19 protein-coding genes are annotated in these 18,415 nt (G+C 73.0%); 8 read left to right on the forward strand and 11 right to left on the reverse strand.

Features of this window, described 5'->3' with window-relative positions; translation table 11 throughout:
- Nucleotides 1-221 precede the first annotated feature (221 nt).
- Entirely contained in the window at nt 222-479 is a 258-nt protein-coding gene (locus IM725_RS07265) for a hypothetical protein (protein ID WP_193779913.1), read from the forward strand.
- An 8-nt stretch (nt 480-487) separates the two neighbouring features.
- Here the strand turns inward: IM725_RS07265 and IM725_RS07270 are convergent, their stop codons facing one another.
- Nucleotides 488-1,348: an alpha/beta fold hydrolase gene (locus tag IM725_RS07270; protein ID WP_193779914.1), complete on the reverse strand. Its 861-nt coding sequence runs from the start codon at nt 1,346-1,348 to the stop codon at nt 488-490.
- Nucleotides 1,349-1,528: 180 nt separating this feature from the next.
- Between IM725_RS07270 and yghU the strand changes: the two genes are divergently transcribed.
- Together yghU and IM725_RS07280 are read left to right on the forward strand one after the other, a co-directional pair.
- Nucleotides 1,529-2,407: a glutathione-dependent disulfide-bond oxidoreductase gene (gene yghU, locus IM725_RS07275; RefSeq protein ID WP_193779915.1), complete on the forward strand. Its 879-nt coding sequence runs from the start codon at nt 1,529-1,531 to the stop codon at nt 2,405-2,407.
- A gap of 10 nt (nt 2,408-2,417) precedes the next feature.
- Nucleotides 2,418-3,050, forward strand: a complete 633-nt coding sequence (locus IM725_RS07280; RefSeq protein ID WP_193779916.1) for a glutathione S-transferase — start codon at nt 2,418-2,420, stop codon at nt 3,048-3,050.
- Nucleotides 3,051-3,093: 43 nt separating this feature from the next.
- Here the strand turns inward: IM725_RS07280 and IM725_RS07285 are convergent, their stop codons facing one another.
- A complete protein-coding gene (locus IM725_RS07285; protein WP_193779917.1) occupies nt 3,094-4,038 on the reverse strand; it encodes an alpha/beta hydrolase in 945 nt (314 codons plus the stop codon).
- A gap of 162 nt (nt 4,039-4,200) precedes the next feature.
- Here IM725_RS07285 and IM725_RS20625 point away from each other — a divergent pair, with 162 nt between their 5' ends.
- On the forward strand, nt 4,201-4,332 hold the full coding sequence (locus tag IM725_RS20625) for a hypothetical protein (RefSeq protein WP_265334994.1): 132 nt from the start codon (nt 4,201-4,203) through the stop codon (nt 4,330-4,332).
- On the opposite strand, the gene IM725_RS07290 is transcribed toward IM725_RS20625, so the two are convergent.
- Both IM725_RS07290 and IM725_RS07295 read right to left on the reverse strand, forming a co-directional pair.
- Nucleotides 4,323-6,611, reverse strand: coding sequence for an ATP-dependent DNA helicase (locus tag IM725_RS07290; RefSeq protein ID WP_193779918.1), 2,289 nt, complete (start codon nt 6,609-6,611; stop codon nt 4,323-4,325). The genes IM725_RS20625 and IM725_RS07290 overlap by 10 nt on opposite strands.
- A 43-nt stretch (nt 6,612-6,654) precedes the next feature.
- Entirely contained in the window at nt 6,655-8,157 is a 1,503-nt protein-coding gene (locus IM725_RS07295) for a S53 family peptidase (RefSeq protein ID WP_193779919.1), read from the reverse strand.
- Nucleotides 8,158-8,364: 207 nt separating this feature from the next.
- Here IM725_RS07295 and IM725_RS07300 point away from each other — a divergent pair, with 207 nt between their 5' ends.
- Nucleotides 8,365-8,673 (forward strand): hypothetical protein, encoded by a 309-nt coding sequence (locus IM725_RS07300; protein WP_193779920.1) that lies wholly within the window; start codon nt 8,365-8,367, stop codon nt 8,671-8,673.
- 9 nt (nt 8,674-8,682) lie between these two features.
- On the opposite strand, the gene IM725_RS07305 is transcribed toward IM725_RS07300, so the two are convergent.
- On the reverse strand, nt 8,683-10,884 hold the full coding sequence (locus IM725_RS07305; RefSeq protein ID WP_193779921.1) for a hybrid sensor histidine kinase/response regulator: 2,202 nt from the start codon (nt 10,882-10,884) through the stop codon (nt 8,683-8,685).
- 132 nt (nt 10,885-11,016) lie between these two features.
- Nucleotides 11,017-11,919: an alpha/beta fold hydrolase gene (locus IM725_RS07310; RefSeq protein WP_193779922.1), complete on the reverse strand. Its 903-nt coding sequence runs from the start codon at nt 11,917-11,919 to the stop codon at nt 11,017-11,019.
- 136 nt (nt 11,920-12,055) lie between these two features.
- On the opposite strand from IM725_RS07310, the gene IM725_RS07315 reads away from it, so the two are divergent.
- Nucleotides 12,056-12,979, forward strand: coding sequence for a cation diffusion facilitator family transporter (locus IM725_RS07315; protein WP_193779923.1), 924 nt, complete (start codon nt 12,056-12,058; stop codon nt 12,977-12,979).
- A gap of 160 nt (nt 12,980-13,139) precedes the next feature.
- Nucleotides 13,140-14,897 carry a sensor histidine kinase gene (locus tag IM725_RS07320; protein WP_193779924.1) on the forward strand — a complete coding sequence of 586 codons (1,758 nt, stop codon included), beginning with the start codon at nt 13,140-13,142 and terminating at the stop codon, nt 14,895-14,897.
- Between the two features lie 29 nt (nt 14,898-14,926).
- Here the strand turns inward: IM725_RS07320 and IM725_RS07325 are convergent, their stop codons facing one another.
- The 3 genes from IM725_RS07325 to queC are packed head-to-tail and all read right to left on the reverse strand — an operon-like array spanning nt 14,927 to nt 16,640.
- Complete coding sequence (locus IM725_RS07325) at nt 14,927-15,289, reverse strand: 6-pyruvoyl trahydropterin synthase family protein (protein WP_193779925.1); 363 nt, start codon at nt 15,287-15,289, stop codon at nt 14,927-14,929.
- Nucleotides 15,286-15,921 (reverse strand): 7-carboxy-7-deazaguanine synthase, encoded by a 636-nt coding sequence (queE, locus tag IM725_RS07330; RefSeq protein ID WP_193779926.1) that lies wholly within the window; start codon nt 15,919-15,921, stop codon nt 15,286-15,288. The genes IM725_RS07325 and queE overlap by 4 nt, the downstream gene beginning before the upstream one ends.
- Nucleotides 15,918-16,640, reverse strand: coding sequence for a 7-cyano-7-deazaguanine synthase QueC (gene queC, locus IM725_RS07335; RefSeq protein ID WP_193779927.1), 723 nt, complete (start codon nt 16,638-16,640; stop codon nt 15,918-15,920). The genes queE and queC overlap by 4 nt, the downstream gene beginning before the upstream one ends.
- 120 nt (nt 16,641-16,760) lie before the next feature.
- Here queC and IM725_RS07340 point away from each other — a divergent pair, with 120 nt between their 5' ends.
- Nucleotides 16,761-17,189, forward strand: a complete 429-nt coding sequence (locus tag IM725_RS07340; RefSeq protein ID WP_193779928.1) for a DUF1810 domain-containing protein — start codon at nt 16,761-16,763, stop codon at nt 17,187-17,189.
- A gap of 64 nt (nt 17,190-17,253) precedes the next feature.
- Here the strand turns inward: IM725_RS07340 and IM725_RS07345 are convergent, their stop codons facing one another.
- Together IM725_RS07345 and IM725_RS07350 are read right to left on the reverse strand one after the other, a co-directional pair.
- Complete coding sequence (locus IM725_RS07345) at nt 17,254-17,820, reverse strand: DUF427 domain-containing protein (protein ID WP_193779929.1); 567 nt, start codon at nt 17,818-17,820, stop codon at nt 17,254-17,256.
- Nucleotides 17,821-17,926: 106 nt separating this feature from the next.
- Nucleotides 17,927-18,193, reverse strand: coding sequence for a hypothetical protein (locus IM725_RS07350; protein ID WP_193779930.1), 267 nt, complete (start codon nt 18,191-18,193; stop codon nt 17,927-17,929).
- Between the last annotated feature and the right edge of the window lie 222 nt (nt 18,194-18,415).

Here is an 18,415-nt window from a genome sequence, read left to right on the forward strand (position 1 = left end):
CGGGATCGGGTGTCGGGCAAAGGCAAGGGGGCATGGCGGCGCGGGTGCGAAAACATCGATTGTCCATAACCGGGCGACCCGGGCCGCGCCGTGGGCTCCGCGGGGCGTGGGGCCGTCCGCGGGCCCAGGCCCCGATGCATCCGCGCAACTCAGCCGCGCGCCGTCCTACAGACTCGGCATGCACATCCGATTAGCATCGCCCGGAACGAGACAAGGCTTCCGTGGCAGTTGAACGCATCCGCAAGGGCGACAAGGTGAAGGCAGGGGACGGCAGTGGCCCGGTGATGGATGTGCTGGCGGTGTCCAACCACCTGGCCATCTGCGCCTGGCAGGACGCCGGGCAGAGCCGTGAAGCCGTGATGGAGCTGCACAGCCTGCGGCGCGTGGCCGCGCAGCAGCAACAGCAGGCCCAGCCCGTGCCGGACAGCACGCCCGCGCCCGCCGCCCCCGGCCCGGCGGCGGACCCGGACGCGGGCTGAGAGGCCGGTCAGCGGCCCAGGCCGGCGAGCTCGGTCGCGGCGTAGGCGCTGCCGGCGTTGCCCTTGAGGTGATCGACCAGCATCTCGCCCAGGCGCTCGGCGTGCTGGAACGGGATGCCGTGCGTGGCGCCGTCGATCTCGCGGCCGTGCAGGTGCGGGTTCAGCTGGAGGATGCGCCAGATGTGCGCGCGCGGAATGTCCTCGTCGGCGTTGCCCCACACCAGCAGGCCCTCGCGGCCGGCATCGCCCAGCGCGCGGTACGCAGCGGAATAGTCGCCCAGCGCGTCGCTGCGCAGGAAGGCCAGGAAGGCACGCTGGAACTCCGGCCGCGCCAGTTGCTGCGCGAACAGGGCCGCGTACTGGCCGGCGCGTGCCGAGCCCTGCCACAGCCGGGCGACGCGCGCGCCGGCCTGGCGTGGCAGCAGCAGCCGCAGCAGCGGCCCGCCCAGCAGCGGCAGCCGGGCCAGCCGCACCAGGCGCGCGCTCTCGCCGAAATCCAGCAGGGGCGCGACCAGGGCCAGGCTCTCCACCCGCTCGGGGTGCAGCATGCTGAAGTGGGCCGCAATGGCGCCGCCGAAGGAGAAGCCCGCCAGGTGCACCGGCGCCTGCAGGTCCAGCGCATCCAGCAGGCCGAGCAGCTGTTCGCAGAAGAAGGCGCGGTCGTAGCGCGCGCGCGGGCAGTCGGACAGGCCCTTGCCGAACATGTCGTAGCGCAGCACGCGGAAGCCCTCGGCCACCAGCGGCGCGACCTGCGCGTCCCAGGTCCACAGCGGCGCGGTGGCGCCGTGCAGGAGCACGACCACGGCGCCTTCGCGCGGACCGGCCAGCTCGTAGCAGGTGGCCCCGTGGGGCAGGAGGATCATTCGCATGGGCGGGGGCGGAGGGGACGTGCGCAGCTGGACGGGACCGGTCCCATTCTCGGCCATCCAGCTCAGCCAGACAATCGCCGGCCGGGGCCCCGCCTGCAGGCCCGGGCCGGCTTCCCTATACTGGCCGGCTTCCGGCGGCGCGCCCCTGCGCTGCCACGCCCCCACCTGAAGGTATCTCCCATGTCCCAGACCCCCGACTACACGCCGCCCGCGGTGTGGACCTGGAACAAGGCCAACGGCGGCCAGTTCGCCAGCATCAACCGGCCCGTGGCCGGCCCCACGCACGAGAAGCCCCTGCCCGTGGGCCGGCATCCGCTGCAGCTGTACTCGCTGGCCACGCCCAACGGCGTGAAGGTCACCATCATGCTGGAGGAGCTGCTCGCGCTCGGCCATGCCGGCGCCGAGTACGACGCCTGGCTGGTTCGCATCAACGAGGGCGAGCAGTTCGGCAGCGGCTTCGTCGAGGCCAATCCCAACTCCAAGATCCCGGTGCTGGTGGACCACAGCGGGCCCACGCCGCAGCGCGTGTTCGAGTCCGGCGCGATCCTGATGTACCTGGCCGAGAAGTTCGGCTCGGCCTTCCTGCCGACCTCGGGCGCGGCCCGCGCCGAGTGCCTCTCGTGGCTGTTCTGGCAGATGGGCTCGGCGCCCTTCCTGGGCGGCGGCTTCGGCCACTTCTACGCCTATGCGCCGGTGAAGATCGAGTACGCGATCGACCGCTACGCGATGGAGGTCAAGCGCCAGCTCGACGTGCTGGACCGCAACCTGGCAGACCGCCGCTACGTGGCGGGCGACGACTACACCGTGGCCGACATGGCGATCTGGCCCTGGTACGGCGCGCTGGCCAAGGGCCTGCTGTACGGCGCGGGCGAGTTCCTGCAGGTGCAGGAGTACAAGAACGTTCAGCGCTGGTCCGACGAGGTGCACGCACGGCCCGCGGTCCGGCGCGGCCGCATGGTCAACCGCACCTTCGGCGAACCCTCCAGCCAGCTGCACGAGCGCCACGACGCCTCCGACTTCGACACGAAGACGCAGGACAAGCTGGCCGCCGGCGGCTGAGGCCCGCGCCATGGTCACGCTCTACGACTGCGCCACCGCACCCAGCCCGCGCCGCGCGCGCATCCTGCTGGCCGAGAAGGGCATCGCGCACGAGACGGTGCAGGTCGACCTGCGCAGCGGCGAACAGCTGGGTGAGGCCTTCCGTTCGGTCAACCCGCTGTGCACGGTGCCGGCGCTGCGCACGCCCGAGGGCGTGGTGCTGACCGACAACGCCGCCATCGCCGCCTGGGCCGAGGCCACCCAACCCGAGCCGCCCCTGATGGGCCGCACGCCGCTGGAGAAAGCCGCTGTCGCGAGCTGGCACTGGCGGGCCGAGTTCGAGGGCCTCCTGGCCGTGGCCGAGGCCCTGCGCAACGGCTCGCCCGCCATGGCCAACCGCGCCCTGCCCGGCCCGCGCGACTACGCGCAGATCCCCGAGCTGGCGCAGCGCGGGCGCGACCGCATCGCGCATTTCTTCGACACCCTGGACGCCCAGCTCGCCAGCCACGAATGGCTGGCCGGCGAGGCCTTCAGCATCGCCGACATCACCGCCGTGGTGGCCGTGGACTTCGCCCGCGTGGTCAAGCTGCAGCCGGGCGAGGCGCACCCGCACCTGCGGCGCTGGCGCGCGGCGATGGCGCAGCGGCCTTCGGTCGCGCTCTGACCCGGCGGCCGCAGCCCTTGCGACAGAACGCGGCGCGCCGCGTTCAACCGGCTTGCAGGGCCCGCCGCAGCGTGTCGGCGCACAGCTGCACGGCCGCATTCGCCTCGTCCAGCACCCGGCCCATGAGGATGAAGCCGTGGATCTGGCGCTCGAAGCAGACCAGCGTGGTGCGCACGCCGCTCTCGGTCAGGCGTTGCGCATAGGCCGTGCCTTCGTCGCGCAGCGGATCGAAGCCGGCCGTGAGCACCAGCGCGGGCGGCACGCCCTCCAGCGAGGCCGCGAGCATGGGCGAGGCGCGCCAGTCCAGGTTGTGCGTGTCGTCGCCGAAGTAGTGGCCGTGGAAGTAGCGCATGGTGTCCTGCGTGAGCAGGTAGCCCTGGCCGTTGGCCTGGTAGGACGCAGTGAGGCAGCGCTGGTCGGTGGCGGGATAGATCAGCAGCTGGAAGGCCGCCGGTGCGTCGCCCGCATCGCGCATGGCCAGCGCCGTCACAGCCGCGAGGTTGCCGCCTGCACTGTCGCCGCCCAGCGCCATGCGCGCGCCGTCGACCTGCAGCGAGGCCGCGTTCGCGCGCACCCAGCGCGCGGCGGCGAGCGCGTCGTCGCTGGCGGCGGGGAAGCGGTGCTCCGGCCCCATGCGGTAGTCCACCGCCACCACGGCGCAGCCGCTGCCGTTGGCCAGTTCGCGGCACAGCGTGTCGTGCGTGTCCAGGTCGCCGATCACCCAGCCGCCACCGTGGTAGTACACCAGCACCGGCAGCAGCGCGCCGGCCGCGCTGCCCGCCGGGCGGTACAGGCGCAGCGGGATCTCGCCGGCCGGGCCGGGCATGCGCAGGTCGCGCGATTCGCCCACGGCGGGCGGCGCGGGCTGGGTCACCGCCCGGCGCTCGCGGTAGAAGCGGCGCGCCTCGTCGACGCTGAGGGTGTGCGTGGGCGGGACGCCCTTGTCTTCCATCATGCGCAGCAGCGCACGGGCCTGGGGATGCAGCATTCGTTCTCCTTCGGGATGACGCATCCTAGTGCCGCGCGAGGGTTTGTCCTGTCGGGACCATCCCTCAAACCGCGCGCAAGCCCCCTGGCCGGCAGCGCGGCAGGCGCCTATACCTGGGCCATGGGCGCTGCGTCGCGCCCGACGCAGCAAGGAATGCGCGCCATGATGAATCACCTGGACATGATCGCCGGCCTCTTGGAGGCCGTGGTGTTCCCCACCCTGGTCGTGACCGGCGCGCTGGCCTTCTCGCACCGGATGCGGCAGGCCCGCGCGCTGGCGCGCGTTCAGGCCTGAGCCACCGCATCGCCCGCCGGCGCGATGCGCCACCAGGCGGGCAGCAGTTCGCGCACCGCGGGCCGGCCGAAGCGGTCGTCGATCAGCCAGACCACGCCGCGGTCCTCGGGCGTGCGGATCACGCGGCCCGCGGCCTGCACCACCTTCTGCAGCCCGGGCACCAGGTAGGCGTAGTCCCAGCCGCGGCCGAAGGCCTGCTCCAGCCGGGCCTTGAGCGCCTCGTTGCGCGGGTTCACCTGCGGCAGGCCCAGGGTGGCGACGAAGGCCCCCACCAGCCGGTCGCCGCGCAGGTCCACGCCCTCGCCGAAGCTGCCGCCCAGCACCGCGAAGCCCACGCCCTGCCCGCCCGGCTGGAAGCGGGCGAGGAAGGCACTGCGCTCGGCCTCGCCCATGCGGCGGGACTGGCGCCAGGCCGGCACCTGCGGGTGCGCGGCCTCGAAGGCGTCGGCCACCTGCGCCAGGTAGTCGAAGCTGCTGAAGAAGGCCAGGTAGTTGCCCGGCGCCGCCTCGAACTGGCGCGCGATCAGCTCGGCGATGGGCGCGACCGAGCGGCCACGGTCGGCCCAGCGGGTGGAGATGCGCTGCACGATGCGCACCTGCAGCTGCGCCGCGCTGAAGGGCGAGGCCACGTCCACCCAGGCGGTGTGCTGCGGCAGGCCCAGCATGTCCAGCGCATAGCGCGGCGGGCTGAGCGTGGCTGAAAACAGGGTGCTGGTGCGCGTGGCGGCGAAGCGCGGCGCGAGGAAGCTGGCCGGCACCAGGTTCTGGATGCGCAGCACCGCGTCGGGACGTCCGCCGCGCGCGGCCGGCTGCTCGCGCCACTCCAGCACCGAATGCTCGCCGAAGGTTTCCGCCAGCTTGAGGAAACCCAGCATGCCGAACCAGGCCTGCTGCAGACCCTCGTCCAGCGAGGCGCCCGGCGCGGCCTGCGCGAAATGCTCCTCGATGGCGGTGCAGGCGCCGCGCAGCGCCTGCAGGAAGTTTGCAGGCAGGCCGTCCAGCCGGTCGCCCGCCGCCTCGCGGGCCTTGCGCAGCGCCGACCAGCCGCGCTGCACCTTGTCGAGCGCGCCGCGCACCGCCTGCGGCACGGTGCGCCGCAGCGCGCGCAGGTCGGCCTGGGCGATCTCGGCCGAGTACATCTCGCGGGCACGCTCGACCAGGTTGTGCGCCTCGTCGGCCAGCACGGCGACGCGCCAGCCCTGCTCCAGCGCGAGCGCGTGGAGCAGCGCGCTGCCGTCGAACCAGTAGTTGTAGTCGCCCACCACCACGTCCGTCCAGCGGCACAGCTCCTGCGACAGGTAGTACGGGCAGACCGCATGCCGGCGCGCCACCTCGCGCAGGGCCGGGGCATCGAGCAGGCCGGACTGCAGCGCGTCGCTGCGCGCGGCGGGCAGCCGGTCCCAGAAGCCCCGGGCGAGCGGGCAGGATTCGCCGTGGCAGGCGCTGCCCGGGTGCTCGCAGGCCTTCTCGCGCGCGACCAGCTCCACCACCCGCAGGGGCAGCGTGCGCCCCGCGCCCAGGGCCTGCGCCGCGTCCAGCGCGAGCTGCCGGCCTGTGGTCTTGGCGGTGAGGTAGAAGACCTTGTCCAGGGCCTGCGCGGGCGCCGCCTTCAGCAGCGGGAACAGGGTGCCCACGGTCTTGCCGATGCCGGTGGGCGCCTGGGCCAGCACGCAGCGGCCGGTGGCCGCGCCGCGGTACACCGCCTCGGCCAGTTCGCGCTGGCCGGTGCGGAAGTCCGGATGCGGGAAGGCCAGCGCCTGCAGGGCCGCGTCGCGGGCCGCGCGGTGGGCGGACTCCTGCTGCGCCCAGGCCAGGAAGTCGCGGCACAGCGCCTCGAAGGCCTCGCGCAGCGCCGGCGCCTCCCAGGTCTCGGTGAGCACGGTCTCCCGCTGCGTCGCGATGTCGAAGTAGACCAGCGCGATGTCCAGCTGCGCCAGGCCACGCGCCTCGCACAGCAGCGCACCGTAGCAGCGCGCCTGCGCCCAGTGCAGCGCACGGTGGTTGGCGGGCTGGCGGGCGAGGTCGCCGCGGTGGGTCTTGATCTCCTCCAGCCGGTTCAGGGCGGGGTCGAAGCCGTCGGCGCGGCCGCGCACCTCCAGGCCCTCGAAACTGCCGCGCAGCGCGATCTCGGTTTCGTAGCCCTCGGCGCGCCGCTCGGTCACCCACAGGTGGCCGGCGATGCCTTCCTGCGCGCTGGGCGCGGGCGTGAAGCGCAGGTCCAGGTCGCCCCGCCGCGCGGCGAATTCGCAGAGCGTGCGGACGGCGACGGTGAAGGGCATCGGGGGATGGTAGCGGAGCGGCCGGGGCCCCGCCCCCTGCCGCTCAGTACGTGGCCAGGGACTGCAGCAGGCTGCCGGCCCTGGGCGTGCCCAGGCCCGTGGCCAGGTCGTAGCCCGGGCGCGCGCTGCAGGTGAAGCAGTCGCCGTTGCTGCCCGACGTGACGTCGTCGAAACCGGCGCCGTAGCTCATGGAGAAGCGCGCGATGGACTGGTAGAGCGCGGTGTGCACGGCGGTGCCGGCCAGCACGGCCTTGCCGGCGAGCTGGCGCCGGGCGTTGGCGTCGGCCAGCAGGCCGGCCCACAGCGGCGCGACCGCGCTGGTGCCGCCCACCAGGTACCAGGAGGGCCCGGTCCCTGCGTCGGCGTAGACCATCATGGCGGTGGCCGGGTCGGCGTCGGCCGACACGTCCGGCACCTGGCGCCGCGCCGGGCGGGTCATGGAATAGCCGGCCTGGTAGGCCGGCGCGTCGCGCCAGGCACTGGCGGCGCCGCCCGCGCTGGACCAGGCCGTCTCGGTGCGCACGCCATCGACGAGCTTGAGCGAGGTGCCGCCCGCCGCCAGCACGTTCGGGTGGGCCGCGGGCCAGGACACGGTGCCGCCGTTGAAGCCGCTGTCGCCGGCGGCGGCCACGAACAGCATGCCCTCGCCGCCGAACACGCCGTCGTACAGGGCCCAGCCGCTGCTGTCGGGCGCGCCGAAGCTCATGCTCACGGTGCCCGGCCCCATGCGGCTGGCGAGCTGGATCGCGCCGGCCAGGTCGCTGCCGTAGGCCGTGGGCGAGACGACCACCACGATGCGCGCCAGCGGCGCCATGGCATGCACCATCTGCACGTCCAGCTGCTCCTCGACCGCCCAGCGGCGGTCGACGCTGGCGCTCACCGGGCCGAAGCCGCCGCCGCTGGTGGCACCGACCACGGCGAAGCTGCAGCCCGTGGTGGACGCCGGCGCGAGCGGCAGCGCGCTGGTGTAGCTGATGCTGGTGGCGCTGCAGCCCGGCAGGCCGAACTGGCTGGCGCTGGCGTTCAGCATCGAGAGCGTCGCCGGGTCGTGCGTGGCGACGATGACGTACACGGTCTGGCCGGCGCCCAGGCGGGCACCGGCATCGGCCCCCAGGTCGGCGGGCGATGCGGCGGCCACGCTGTCCAGCCCGTAGGCCTGGCGCAGCTGCGGCGGGGTGAAGTACGCCGGCGCCGTGCCCGTGGCCGCCACGGCCAGCACCGCGCGCGGCCCGTTCAGCGGCGCGCCGTCCAGGGCCAGCACGCGCGAGAGCGGCGCGGCCATCGCGAACTCCACCGCCTGCGTGGACGTGCCCTGCTCCTGCGGGGGCGCGGGCAGCTCGAAGGGCTGGCCCTGGGCCAGCGCAGCCGCCTGCTCGAACAGCAGCTCGGGCGCGGCGGCCGGCAGCGTGTCCACGCCGGTGGCGGGCGTGGCGCTGGCCGAGGCGTTCACCGGCCCAGGGCTGCCGCCACCGCCCCCGCCGCCGCAGCTGGACAGGGCGAGCATGAGGGCCAGGCTGGCCACGGAAGGGGAAAGGCGGGGTCGCATGGAGGCCAGGGAAACGATGAGCTTGCGGCCCAGTCTAGGCAGCGGCCCGGCCTGCCCTATGAGCAGGATGCCTAAGCCCTTCAGGAAATTCCCTAGGGCTGGCCCGCTCTCCTCTGTGGCGGCCTACAGGCGCGCGCGAAGGCCGCCGATGGACGCTGCATGCGGGCCACGGCAGCGTGACGAAATCCACTGCCAGAGGAACCGACCATGCCTGCCCACCCCCTCCATTCCATCCTGCCGGGCCTGGGCCTCGCCCTGTGCACGCTCTGTGCGGGGGCCGAAACCGCGCCCGGACCGGCGATGCCGCCGGCACCGCAGCCCGCCCTCGCGGCGACCCCCGGCGCGCAGGTGCAGGTGCCTGAGGCCCTGCTCACCCGCGTGCGGGTGGTGCACCACCGCGTGGTGCACAGGAAGACCGTGGTGACGCGGCGCACCGTGCGCCACACGAGCAGCAGCAGTTCCAGCAGCTCGACGGCGGCCCGTGCCCGGCCGGGGGCAAGCGCGCCGGCCCGCTAGGACCGTGACCTAGCCGGCCGTGGCCCCGGCCGCGGCCAGGCCGTGGTGCGGCAGCGCGTCCTGCAGGGCCTGCACCAGCCGCTCGGGCGGCACCGGCTTGGCGAGCACCTTCAGGCCCAGCGAGACGGCGTCCTGCAGGCGGTCGGTGTAGCCCGTCATCAGCAGCACCGGCAGGGCCGGCGCGCGCTGCGCGAGTTCGCGTGCGAGGTCGATGCCGGTCATGCCCGTGCCCAGCGAGATGTCGCTGATCACCACCTGCGGCAGCACCGGCTGGGCCACCAGCGCGGCCAGCGCGGCCTCGGCCGAGCCGAAGCGCGACACCGTGGCGCCCGTGCTTTCGAGGATGGCCTGCAGGGAGGACGCGATGTCCTCGTTGTCCTCCACCAGCATCACGCGGGCATGCAGGGCGCCGGGCGCGGCCGGCGCGCCACGTACCGCCGCCACCCCTTCCCGGCGCGAGGCCGGCAGCAGCAGCGCGACCGTGGTGCCCTGGCCGGGCTCGCTGTGGATCTGCAGGCGGCCGCCGCACTGCTGCACGAAGGTCTGCACCTGGCTCAGGCCCAGCCCGGTGCCCTTGCCGATGGGCTTGGTGGTGAAGAAGGGCTCGGTCACGCGGGCCAGCAGCTCGGGCGCGATGCCCTCGCCCGTGTCCTCCACGGCCACGCGCACCCACGGCAGGCCGGCCGGGCCGCCGGGCGCGTCTTCGGGGGCCGCTGCGGGCCCGGCGACGATGCGGATGCGGCCGCCGCCCGCGATGGCGTCGCGCGCGTTCAGGCACAGGTTGATCAGGGCCAGCTCCAGCTCGGCTTCGTCCACCGTGACCGGCAGCGTGTCCGGTGCCACCTCGACCTCGATCGCGAGGTCGCGCCCCAGGGTGCTGGTCATCAGCGTGCCCACCGCGGGCAGCAGGTCCTGCAGTTGCACGCTGCGCAGCTGCAGGGGCTGGCGCCGCGCGATGGCCAGCAGTTGGCGCGTGAGCTGCGCCCCGGCCGCGACAGCGCGGTCCATGGGCGCGAGCGCCTGGTCCACCGGCCGGCCCCGCTCCTGCAGCTTGCGCGCCAGCGCGACATTGGCCTGCACCACCATCAGCACGTTGTTGAAATCGTGCGCCACGCCGCCGGTGAGCCGGCCCAGCGCCTCCATCTTCTGCGCCTGCCGCAGCGCCTCCTCGGCCCGCAGCCGCTGCTCGTACTGCTGCTCGTGCGCGAGCGCGATCGCATGCTCGCGGCGGGCGCCGCGCAGGGCGAACCAGCACAGCCCGGCCAGGCACAGCGCCAGCGGCAGCGTGAAGGCGGCCAGCACCCAGGTGCGCATGCGCCAGGGCGCGAGCAGCAGGTCCTGCCGCCCGGTGGCGGCCGCGTACAGGGGCAGCGTGCCGACACGGCGGAACGACACCCAGCGCGGCTGGCCGTCGATGGAGCTGACGCCGCCGTGGCTGCCGGCGGCGTCGCCCCGCTGCATGGCGGCCAAGAGCGGGCTGGCGTCGCCCAGGTGCGAGCCCTGGGGCGGCTCCGGGTAGCGGGCGATGATGGTGCCGTCGGCGCGGAACAGCGAGAGCGTGAGCCCGGGCTCGTCGCCCAGCTGCTTGCTGAAGAACTCGCGGAAGTAGGCCGGCAGCAGCGACACCGACAGCACGCCGGCGAACTGCCCGTCGGGCCCGTTGCGCCGCTGCGTGAAATCGAAGAAGAGCTCGCCGGTGGTGCGGCTGCGCAGGGGCGCGCTGACGAACCAGCTGCGGCCCGGCGCGTCGCGCGAGGCGATGAAATACTCGCGGTCGCTCACGTCCAGGCTGGGCGGCGGGTCGGGGCGCAGGTTGGTGGCGATGGGCCGGCCTGCTTCGTCCCACAGCCACACCGACTGCAGCTGCGGCAGGTTCTTCACCAGCGCGGCGAGCTGGCCGTGCAGCTCGGCGCTCTGCGCGTGCAGGGCCGCGTTCGACTGCCCCTGCGTGCGCGAGAGCACGGCGCGCGAGATGACCTCGTTGGTCTCCACGATGCGCTGGGCCTGTTCCTGCGCGATCTGGGCCAGGCGGGTCAGCCGCGCGCGCGCCTCGGCCTCGGCCTGGCGGTGCGAAGACCAGCCCACGAAGACCAGGAGCAGTGCCGGGCCCAGCAGGCTGAGCAGCAGGGCCGCGCGCAGCCAGGCGGCCGCGCGCGTCTCCCGCGCGAGCATGCTGGCGACGGAACTGGGGGGAATGGAAGACTCGGGCATGGCGGCGCGCTGCGGGCGTGCACGCAGTATAGGGAGCGCACCGTTCCAGGGCGACCGGCCTGCAAGAGCCTGGCGAGGTTCGAAGGTCTCCAGCCCAGCCCGGCGGCGGGGTGCCGCCGGGCCGGATGCAGCTCAGCCGCGCGCCAGCCGGAGCACGGCGGCAGCGAACCCCTCGGGCCACTCCTGCGGCAGGTTGTGGCCCACGCCGGGCACCACGTCGTGGTCGCGCGGGCCGCTGAAGTGGCGCGCGTGGGCGGCGGCCGCGCACGCGGGCCGCACGCCGTCGTCGGCGCCGTCGAAGGTGAGGCTGGGCACCGCGATGCGCGGCTGGGCGGCGAGCTGCTGCTCGATGGCCGCATACGCCGCATCGCCCGGCACGATCCCGTAGCGGTGCCGGTAGGAGTGGATGACCACCTCCACGTAATCCGGGTTGTCGTAGGCGGGCGCGCTGCGCTCGAAGCAGGCCGGGTCGAAGGCCCAGGTGGGCGACCACTCGCGCCAGAGCAGGTGCGCCAGCGCGCGCCGGTTCTGCGCCAGCCCGCGCCGGCCGCGCTCGGTGTGGAAGTAGTACTGGTACCACAGGCGCCGCTCGGCCTCGGGCGTGTCGGGCTCGCCGGCGTGCGGGATGTCCTGGATGTTGTAGCTGTTGACCGAGACCAGGCCCCTGCAGCGCTGCGGCCACAGGGCCGCCACCACGCAGGCCGCGCGGCCGCCCCAGTCGTAGCCCGCCAGTACCGCGCGCGGCAGGGCCAGCGCATCCATGAAGGCGAGCAGGTCCGCGCCCAGGGCGGCCTGCTCGCCCGAGCGCGGCGTGTCCGCGGCGAGGAAGCGCGTGGGCCCGTGGCCGCGCAGGTGCGGTACCAGCACGCGGCAGCCCTGCGCGGCCAGTCGCGGTGCCACCTCTTCATAGCTGTGCACGTCGTACGGGAAGCCGTGCAGCAGGACCACGGGCGGGCCGTCCTGCGGGCCGCTGGCGTGGAAGGCCAGGTCGAGCACGCCGGCCCGGATGCGATGCAGTCCGCCGAGGGGGTTCATGCCGGCGAGCTTGCCACAGCGCGGCGCGCCCGGCGCACGTCGGCCCATCCATTCGCCCCGGCTGTCCGGCAAGGCCGATGCACCCCGTCGCCGTGCGCCGACACGCGCGGGCCGCGCGCGCGGCGAGCATCGCCGGATGGCCGAATCCGCAACCGCCATCTATGGCGCCATGGCTGCGAACCTCGCGATCGCCGTCACCAAGTTCGCCGTGGCCGGGGTCACCGGCAGCTCCGCGATGCTCTCCGAGGGCGTGCACTCCCTGGTGGACACCGGCGACAGCATCCTGCTGCTGGTGGGCCTGCATCGCAGCCGCCGCGCGCCCTCGGCGGACCATCCATTCGGCCATGGCAAGGAGCTGTATTTCTGGAGCCTCATCGTCGCCGTGCTCATCTTCGGCCTGGGCGGCGGCGTCTCGGTGTACGAGGGCGTGCAGCACATCCGCGCGCCCGAGCCGCTGGCCGACCCCTTCTGGAACTACGTGGTGCTGGCCTGCGCGGCGGTCTTCGAATCCATCAGCCTGGGCATCGGGCTGCGGCAGTTCCTGCGGCAGCACGCAGGGCAGCCCTTCTGGAAGGCCCTGCGCAGCAGCAAGGACCCGTCCACCTTCACCGTGATCGCCGAGGACAGCGCGGCCCTGGCCGGCTTGGCGATCGCGGCGGCAGGCATCGCCGCGAGCCAGGCGCTGGGGATGCCGGAACTGGACGGCGTCGCATCCCTGCTCATCGGGGTGCTGCTGGCCGGCGTCGCGATCCTGCTGATCCGCCAGTCGCGCGGGCTGCTCGTGGGCGAGGGCATACGGCCCGAGACCGCGGCGGCGATCCGGGAGATCGCGCACCAGGAGCCGGGCGTGACCGGGGTCGGGCCCATCCTTTCCATGTACGTGGGCGCGGGGGACGCCCTGGTGACCATGGACCTCACGCTGCGCGAGCACTGCAGCGCCGGCGAGGTGACACAGACCATACGCCGCATCGAGCAACGCGTGCGCGAGCGCTTTCCCACGCTGCGCCGCATCTACATCGAGCCGGTGGCCGCGCTCACGGGCGGGGCCCAGCCCGCCTGAGCCAGCGACGCCTCCGGGCACGAGCCCGACCTCATCCGCGCACCCCGACTCATCCACGTCACACGGCCGGTTGTGGCCCGGCCACACCGGGGCTCGGCCTTGACATGGCGCAAGTGCAGCGTCAGGTGCCTGCCGATACTGGATGCGTCCACTTCGCACGATGAGAGCCAAACAACAGCTCAACTGGCTGGTCCAGGCCCTGTTGCTGCCAGCCGCGTTGGCCGCAGCGCTGCTGATCGTCCATTCGTTTCGCCAGCAGCGGGCCGTCGTCGAGCAGAGCGCGCTGGAGACCGCGCGCGCCCTGACGCAGGCCGTGGACCTGGAACTCGCCAGCGGCCGCACCGCCCTGCAGGTGCTCGCGACCTCGCCGCACCTCGCCGCCGGCGACATCGGCGCCTTCGACCGCCAGGCGCGCGCGGTGCTCAGCCAGATCCACGGCAACAACATCACCCTCACCGACCGGTCGGGCCAGCAGCGCCTGAACACCCTGCAGCCCTTCGGCCAGGCCCTGCCCCACAACGGCAACCCCGAGGTCGTGCGCCGCGTGTTCCAGACCGGGCAGGCCTTTGTGTCGGACCTGTACCTGGGCCCGGTGTCGCGCCAGCCGGTGATCGGCATCGACGTGCCGGTGCTCAGCGGGGACGAGGTCCTCTACGACCTGTCGATGGGCTTCTTCCCGGACCGCCTGGGCGAGACGCTCAAGCGCCAGAAGCTGCCGGCGGGCTGGGTGGGGGCCATCCTCGACAGCCAGGGCTTCGTGGTCGCGCGCACGCGCGAGGCCGAGCGCTACGTGGGGCAGCGGGCGGCGCCCGCGCTGCTGCAGGCCATGGCCGGCGCGTCCGAGGGCCGGCTCGAGACCGACGCGCTGGACGGCGTGCCCGTGGTTTCGGTCTTCAGCCGCTCGGGCGTTTCCAGCTGGTCCGTGGCCATCGGCATCCCGCGCGCCCAGTTCGAGCACCAGCTGTGGGTGTCGGTGGCGTGGCTGCTGGGGGGCACGCTCGCCTTGCTGGCCGCCGGCTTCGCCCTGGCGCGGCGCCTGGGCGAGCGGATGGTGCGGCCCATCAGCACCCTCACCCACCACGCGGCCGCCCTGGGCCGGGGCGAGAACGTGCGCGTGCCGCCCCTGGATCTCGAAGAGGCGGACGAAGTAGGGCGCGCCCTGGACGCCGCCTCCAGGATGCTGCGCGATCGCGAGGACATCCTTGCCTTCGTCAGCCACGACCTGCGCAACCCCCTGGCGATGCTGATGCTCAACATCCAGGTCGCCCAGCGGACGGCACGCAAGCTCCCCGGCGGCGAGCCGCTGTACGCACTGCTGGAGCGCATGGAACAGTCGGGCGGTCGCATGGCGGGCATGGTGGACGACCTGCTGGCCGTGGCCGTGTCGACGCGGCGCCGCCAGTCCATGCTGAAGCTCGCGGCCGTCAGCCCGCTCTGGCTGCTGCAGCGCTCGCGCGAAGCGTTCGCGCCCCTGGTCGCCCGTGGCGACATCGAGTTGCGCGTGGAGGCCGCGGACGGGCTGCCCGATGTGCAGGCCGACGCGGACCGCATCCTGCGCGTGTTCGCCAACCTGCTGGACAACGCGTTCAAGTTCACGCAGCGGCCCGGGCGCGTGCTGCTGGCCGCCAGCGCCCAGGAGGGCTTCGTCCGGTTTTCGGTGGCCAACAGCGGCCCGCCGCTGCCGCCGGAAGACCTGTCGCGAATGTTCCTGCCGTTCTGGCAGGCCAGCGAGGACCGGCGGGGCGCAGGCCTGGGCATGGCCATCTGCCGCTCCATCATCGAGACCCACGGCGGCTGCATCTGGGCCAGCGCGGAAGCCGGCATGAGCGTGAGGATCTTCTTTGACCTGCCGGTGGCGACGGCGTCCATGGAGGAACGCGAGGACCGGGACGCGACACCCACGGAGCCGGCGATGTAGGCCGGGCACCCTGCCGGGCGGCGCGGCGTCTAGGAGATCGTCAATCGGCAGGAATCGCCGACGGATTCGCGCCACACGCTGACGCTGGCGAGGCCCGCGAAGCGGGGCCGCAGCTGCGCCGAGATGAACCTGCAGAGGTTTTCCAAGGTCGCAGGGCCCAGGCCAGGCACCTCATCGAGCAGGTGATGGTCCAGCTGCTGCTGCACGCTGGCGATCTCGCGCCGCACGATGCCCAGGTCCACCACCATGCCCTGCGCATCGGGGGTCCCGGCGATGGTCACCTCGGCGTGGTAGGTGTGGCCGTGGATGCGGGCGCTGGACACCGTGTCGATCTCCCGCTGCAGCGAATGCGCCGCGTCGAAATGAAAGCGCTGGCTGACTTCGAAGTTCATCGCAGGCCGACCATCTTGTGCATCTGCGTGCCGAGCTTCCATGCCGGATGACGCAGGCACGCGTCAATGCATGAAGCCGTGTTGGCCCGACGCTCGAGCCCGTCCATGGGCTGAAGGAACCGGTGCGCGAAGGGCAGTTCGCTCAACTGCTGCAGGTCGAAGCCGGGCTGGGGCCAGACGAGCTTGAGTTCGTTGCCGTGCCGCAGCAGCCACTCTGACCCGGCCTTGGGGCTGACGCAGATCCAGTCGATTCCCGGCGGTGGCAGCACGGTGCCGTTGGTTTCGACAGCCACCACGAAGCCCTTGTCGTGAAGGCGGCCCAGCAGGGCCTCGTCCACCTGCAACAGGGGCTCACCCCCGGTGAGGACCACGAAACGGTGCGAGCGGTCGGCGCCGGGCCAGTGGCTTTCGATGGCATCCGCCAGCGCTTGCGCGTCCTCGAACTTGCCCCCACCGCTCCCATCGGTGCCCACGAAGTCGGTGTCACAGAACTTGCAGACCGCGTCCGCCCTGTCCGCCTCCCTGCCCGACCACAGGTTGCAGCCCGCGAAGCGGCAGAAGACGGCCGGGCGGCCCGCGTTGGCACCCTCGCCCTGCAGGGTGTAGAAAATTTCCTTGACGGCGTAGGTCACGGCGCCACCTCGCTTCGGGCAGCTTGCCCGGCGGCAAAAGCCCGGTAGCCGCGCTGCCTCAGTTCGCAGGCCGGGCAGGCGCCGCACCCGTGGCCCCAGTCATGGAGCTCCCCGCGTTCGCCCAGGTAGCAGGTGTGCGTGTCACTGCGAATGAGGTCGACCAAGGGTGTGCCGCCGAGCGCGTGCGAGAGTTGCCAAGTGGCCGCCTTGTCGAGCCACATCAGCGGCGTCTCGATGACCACGGGCGCGGCCAGACCCAGGCTGATCGCCACCTGCAGCGCCTTGAGCGTGTTGTCCCGGCAATCGGGGTAGCCTGAATAATCGGTCTCGCACATGCCGCCGACCAGCACGGTCAGCCCGCGCCTGTACGCCACCGTCGCCGCGAAGTTGAAGAACAGCAGGTTGCGCCCCGGCACGAAGGTGGTCGGAAGCCCCGCTGCCGACATCTCGATCGCCTTGTCCTGGGTCAGGGCCGTGTCGCTGATCTGGCCCAGCAGCGAGAGGTCGAGCAGGTGGTCCATGCCCAGGCGGTCCTTCCACTGCGGGAACTCCTGCCGAAGGCGTGCCAGGACCTGCGTGCGGCAGGTCAGCTCCACGGCATGGCGCTGGCCGTAGTCGAAGCCTATGGTTTCGACCCGGGCATAGCGGTCCAGGGCCCATGCGAGGCAGGTCGTGGAATCCTGTCCGCCAGAAAAAAGAACGAGGGCTGCGTCGTGCATAAGAAGCCCTCGATTATCCCCCCGCGCCAGGGACACGGCAGCCTCCAGCCCATCGGCCGGAGGCCTGTCCGCCCGGCCCCGGCCGACCTCTTGCGCCGCGGGCTGCCGTATGCTGGCGCGATGGCCGCCGACCCTTTTAACCTCGAGCGTTTCGTCGCGGCGCAGTCCCCGGTCTGGGCCGAGGTCTGCGAGGAGTTGAGCCAGGGCAGGAAGCGCACGCACTGGATGTGGTTCGTGTTCCCGCAGCTGAAGTCGCTGGGACGCAGCGAGACAGCCCGCTTCTATGGCCTGGCCAATGCCGACGAGGCCCGGGCGTACCTCGCGCACCCCCTGCTGCGGCAGCGGCTGCTGGCCTGCTGCGACAGCCTGCTGGCGCTGGAGGGCATGCAGGCCCGCGAGATCCTTGGCGAGGTGGACTCGATGAAGCTGCGCTCCTGCCTCACCCTCTTCGACGCCGTCGCGCCCGAAGAGCCCCGGTTCCACGCGTGCCTGCTGCGCTATTTCGACGGTGAACGCGACAGCTTGACGCTGTCCGCATTGCGCCGCTGAGCCGTCCTGCCGACGCGACCGGAGACGGCCCGGCCTCCGTGCATGCGCCCTGCCCGGCGCACGCTCACCAGGCTTCGCTGCCCGGCTCGCCCTTGAACGGGCCGGCCAGGTCGGGCGTGACCCAGCCGCCGTAGAAGCCGCCCGGCTGGGCCCTCGCAGGCAGCCCGCCGACGCTGCAGCTCAGGCCGTGGGCGTAGAACGCCACGCCATCGGCCAGCGCTTGGGCGCCCGCCATCGGCTGCGGGTAGCTCCACGCGTGCGAGGGAAGCCGCTTGGGGCCGTGCACCAGATCCCAGTAGCGGGCGGGGCCCTTCCATTCGCAGAACGACGCGCCAGGCGCCGGCCGCAACAGCTCGCGCGCCACGTCGTCCCAGGGGATGTAGTAGGTGGGGGGATGCGCGGTCTCCAGCACCCGCACGCTGCGCGTGCTGCAGGCGACCAGAAGGCCATCCCACACGATGCGAACCTCACGGGGCTCGGGCGCCAGGCGCGGCGGCCGCGGAAAGTCCCACACCGACAGCTGGCCGGCCTTCGGCGCTTCGGCGAAGTGCGGCCGCGCCTGGCCGCGCCACACCCACTGGTCGCGCGCAGCCTGCAGCCAGGTGTCCGGGGGCGGCGTCTTGGCAGTCATGGGCCGGAGGTTAGCAGCCGCACGGGCAGGACGGGATCGGCCGACACCGCCGGTCCGGCGCCTCGTGTTTCAGCGACCGTGGCACCCCCGCGCACTCGGGCCCGCCCTAGGCAGGCGACCGGCCCGCGCCCGGAATGCCTTCGCTGATGTGGCGCTCCGCCTCGACACCGTCCTGCGGCGCCCCCTGTGCCTCCGGCGAGCGATCAGTGCTGGACTTGCCTGATGCACGTCCTGACGATGCTGAATCGGGGCGGGGATCGTGATCCCCGTCGGCGCGGTACTCATGGGTCTTTCCGCTGATCGGGGTGGACGCCATCGCTTCGGTCGCCTCGGCGCGTTCGCCGGTCGGCTCGAGCTTTTGCTTGCTGGACATGGATGTCTCCTGAGGTGTCGCCACAGACTAAGACCGCGGTAGCGCGCCGGTGTCGGACGGCGGCTCGAAGACCGATCAGCGCAAGGCCCTGCCCCTCTCATCGGGTCACGCACCCGGGCCAGGGAACTGCCGGCGGAACTTCGAGCGCGGGGCCCTGCCGTGACCCGGCGCCAGGCGTCAGGCGTAAAGCTGGGCCGTAACCCTGCGTCTGCACGGGATCGC

Source organism: Ramlibacter aquaticus, assembly GCF_015159745.1.
Classification (GTDB): domain Bacteria; phylum Pseudomonadota; class Gammaproteobacteria; order Burkholderiales; family Burkholderiaceae_C; genus Ramlibacter; species Ramlibacter aquaticus.

Excerpts from the sequence above, each read along its gene's own strand:
- IM725_RS07270 (WP_193779914.1), bottom strand. The coding sequence starts at position 1,348 with ATGCGAATGATCCTCCTGCCCCACGGGGCCACCTGCTACGAGCTGGCC.
- yghU (WP_193779915.1), top strand. The coding sequence starts at position 1,529 with ATGTCCCAGACCCCCGACTACACGCCGCCCGCGGTGTGGACCTGGAAC.
- IM725_RS07280 (WP_193779916.1), top strand. The coding sequence starts at position 2,418 with ATGGTCACGCTCTACGACTGCGCCACCGCACCCAGCCCGCGCCGCGCG.
- IM725_RS07285 (WP_193779917.1), bottom strand. The coding sequence starts at position 4,038 with ATGCTGCATCCCCAGGCCCGTGCGCTGCTGCGCATGATGGAAGACAAG.
- IM725_RS20625 (WP_265334994.1), top strand. The coding sequence starts at position 4,201 with ATGATGAATCACCTGGACATGATCGCCGGCCTCTTGGAGGCCGTGGTG.
- IM725_RS07290 (WP_193779918.1), bottom strand. The coding sequence starts at position 6,611 with ATGCCCTTCACCGTCGCCGTCCGCACGCTCTGCGAATTCGCCGCGCGG.
- IM725_RS07295 (WP_193779919.1), bottom strand. The coding sequence starts at position 8,157 with ATGCGACCCCGCCTTTCCCCTTCCGTGGCCAGCCTGGCCCTCATGCTC.
- IM725_RS07300 (WP_193779920.1), top strand. The coding sequence starts at position 8,365 with ATGCCTGCCCACCCCCTCCATTCCATCCTGCCGGGCCTGGGCCTCGCC.
- IM725_RS07305 (WP_193779921.1), bottom strand. The coding sequence starts at position 10,884 with ATGCCCGAGTCTTCCATTCCCCCCAGTTCCGTCGCCAGCATGCTCGCG.
- IM725_RS07310 (WP_193779922.1), bottom strand. The coding sequence starts at position 11,919 with ATGAACCCCCTCGGCGGACTGCATCGCATCCGGGCCGGCGTGCTCGAC.
- IM725_RS07315 (WP_193779923.1), top strand. The coding sequence starts at position 12,056 with ATGGCCGAATCCGCAACCGCCATCTATGGCGCCATGGCTGCGAACCTC.
- IM725_RS07320 (WP_193779924.1), top strand. The coding sequence starts at position 13,140 with ATGAGAGCCAAACAACAGCTCAACTGGCTGGTCCAGGCCCTGTTGCTG.
- IM725_RS07325 (WP_193779925.1), bottom strand. The coding sequence starts at position 15,289 with ATGAACTTCGAAGTCAGCCAGCGCTTTCATTTCGACGCGGCGCATTCG.
- queC (WP_193779927.1), bottom strand. The coding sequence starts at position 16,640 with ATGCACGACGCAGCCCTCGTTCTTTTTTCTGGCGGACAGGATTCCACG.
- IM725_RS07340 (WP_193779928.1), top strand. The coding sequence starts at position 16,761 with ATGGCCGCCGACCCTTTTAACCTCGAGCGTTTCGTCGCGGCGCAGTCC.
- IM725_RS07345 (WP_193779929.1), bottom strand. The coding sequence starts at position 17,820 with ATGACTGCCAAGACGCCGCCCCCGGACACCTGGCTGCAGGCTGCGCGC.
- IM725_RS07350 (WP_193779930.1), bottom strand. The coding sequence starts at position 18,193 with ATGTCCAGCAAGCAAAAGCTCGAGCCGACCGGCGAACGCGCCGAGGCG.